This window comes from Paenibacillus mesotrionivorans, assembly GCF_046098205.1.
In the GTDB taxonomy this organism is placed as follows: domain Bacteria; phylum Bacillota; class Bacilli; order Paenibacillales; family NBRC-103111; genus Paenibacillus_AR; species Paenibacillus_AR mesotrionivorans.
On record NZ_JBJURJ010000033.1, the window covers coordinates 1 to 2,036 of the forward strand.

A 2,036-nucleotide genomic window follows, 5' to 3' on the forward strand; every position below is an offset into this window, starting at 1 on the left:
CCGTGGTGTAGAGGCCTAACATGCCTGCCTGTCACGCAGGAGACCGCGAGTTCGAATCTCGTCGGCTCCGCCATTTTAACTTCATATGCGGTCGTGGCGGAATTGGCAGACGCGCTGGATTCAGGTTCCAGTGGACTAATACTCCGTGGAGGTTCGAGTCCTCTCGACCGCACTAAAGCACTGCAGAAGAGGCTGTCCCGAAGGTCATGAAGATGACTGGGGGATAGCCTCTTTTTCATACCCTGCAGGATTGGGCGCTTAATAAAATGAAGTATAATGCCCCAGAGCCAAGCGGCCTTGGGGCATTATGTGGTTTTTCATTTGTTTTTATGTTGCAAAATACTTATAAACAATATCTATTGTTGCATTTATCAATCTTTCTCTATTCATTTCATTTTTCCCGAAAACAATTCTGTCAACAGTTGCTGAAATCAGGTCAAAGGTGGCAATTGCAGCTGCTTCTATATCTTCTGATTTAAGATCATTTTTTAGCTGTATAAAATAACCGATGGTTGCCTGCAAGGTGTGTCTTTTTTGTTCCTCCAGGACTTCAGCAACCTTTGGATTATAATAAGATAGTACATTTAATTCCCGGTTCAGCTCCTTGGATTCTTCATGTACTTTAATAAGATTTTCGATAAGAGCACGTAGCCATGCTTTGTTGTCTGTTTTTAATAGGTCAAGGTTACTGGTGACTTCATTTTTAGCCAACGCAAATTTGTCGTGATATCTGTCCAGTACTTCCAGAAAAATGGTGTCCTTGTCCTTAAAGTAAGAATAGAGGCTTCCGATTGAAACTTCTGCTCTCTGAGCAATTTCATTCGTTGTAGTGTTATAGTATCCTTTCTCACAAAACAACTGAAGAGCGGAACTGAGTATTTTGTCTTTCATGCCGATGCTTCGTAATTGTTTCGGTTTACGGATTGATTTATTTGGTTTTGCCAGGTTTTTAGGCATCATTTCCATCCACTCCTGTTGAGCATTTAGATATGGAACTGCCCCCAAAGCCGAGCATTTTTGTCCCTGGTTATGACAAGGTTAAGAGTTCCATAATTTATGGTAGGATGCTGAACCTATTTTGTCAACAAAAACATAAGTAATTACTCATATTTCCGTTGACAAATAAAGGGTAAGAGAATAACATAACTAATATGAGTAATTACTCGCGTTATAATAAGGTTTAATATGAAAAACAAAAACAGAAAAAAAGGAAGTGGACGAAGAAAGATGATTTTTATATTAACGTGGGTGGCGGGTCTTGCTATCGGTTTAATTACAGCAATTTTCAATCCCAATATAGATACGTTCAAAGAATTTTGTACTAACCTTTTGTTTTATCAATTAACGGTATCCATTTCACTTTCGGGATTAATCGGATTCTGGGGACATGTCTTTAAATCTGACATGATTGCCGATCAAATAGGCTGGAGTAAAGGCAGTCCATTTCAGAAGGAGCTTGGTTATGCTGAACTTGGTTTTGCCATTGCTGGAATCATGTGCATTTGGTACGGCAAGGAATTCTGGCTTGCAACAATTGTCCTTGTAACACCATTATTTATTTTAGCCGGCATTAACCATATACGGGAAATGGTCGTTAATAAAAATATCCATCCTCACAATGCAATAACTTCAATTCCGGATTTATTGATGCCGCTATCATGGATTTTTTTGTGGATTTGCTCGAAATAAAAGAAGGGATTCGTTCATGCAGTTTTTTCGCCACCAGGTGAATGGTGACCCATTACCATTTCGCGTAATATAGGCACTTTTTTTGATCCAACCTTCCACTCTAACTTCATATGCAATCGTGGCGGAATTGGCAGACGCGCTGGATTCAGGTTCCAGTGGACCCCAGGCGACTTCGTTAGCTCCGGTTTTTTTAACAATGGCTACGGTTTTTGTAACGAATCTCAGCAACGTTATATCCTCCGTTCGCCCCCCTTTTTCTGTTCTAGCTATGATGAACGTAAACAAAGGGCAGCCCTCCAAATTGCTACTGTCGTAGGTTAAAATGGAAAGTGACCACCACCCATTTC

At 40.4% G+C, this 2,036-nt stretch carries 3 protein-coding genes and 1 tRNA gene; 2 read left to right on the forward strand and 2 right to left on the reverse strand.

Going from position 1 to position 2,036, the window contains the following annotated elements:
- Positions 1 to 87 precede the first annotated feature (87 nt).
- A tRNA-Leu gene (locus ACI1P1_RS29655) sits at positions 88 to 172 on the forward strand.
- Positions 173 to 327: 155 nt separating this feature from the next.
- On the opposite strand, the gene ACI1P1_RS29660 is transcribed toward ACI1P1_RS29655, so the two are convergent.
- On the reverse strand, positions 328 to 960 hold the full coding sequence (locus ACI1P1_RS29660; RefSeq protein ID WP_416220215.1) for a TetR/AcrR family transcriptional regulator: 633 nt from the start codon (positions 958 to 960) through the stop codon (positions 328 to 330).
- 225 nt (positions 961 to 1,185) lie between these two features.
- Between ACI1P1_RS29660 and ACI1P1_RS29665 the strand changes: the two genes are divergently transcribed.
- A complete protein-coding gene (locus ACI1P1_RS29665; protein ID WP_416220217.1) occupies positions 1,186 to 1,689 on the forward strand; it encodes a DUF6790 family protein in 504 nt (167 codons plus the stop codon).
- Here the strand turns inward: ACI1P1_RS29665 and ACI1P1_RS29670 are convergent.
- Positions 1,657 to 2,036 (reverse strand): hypothetical protein (locus ACI1P1_RS29670; RefSeq protein ID WP_416220218.1); only part of this gene is annotated, 380 nt, incomplete at its 5' end. The genes ACI1P1_RS29665 and ACI1P1_RS29670 overlap by 33 nt on opposite strands.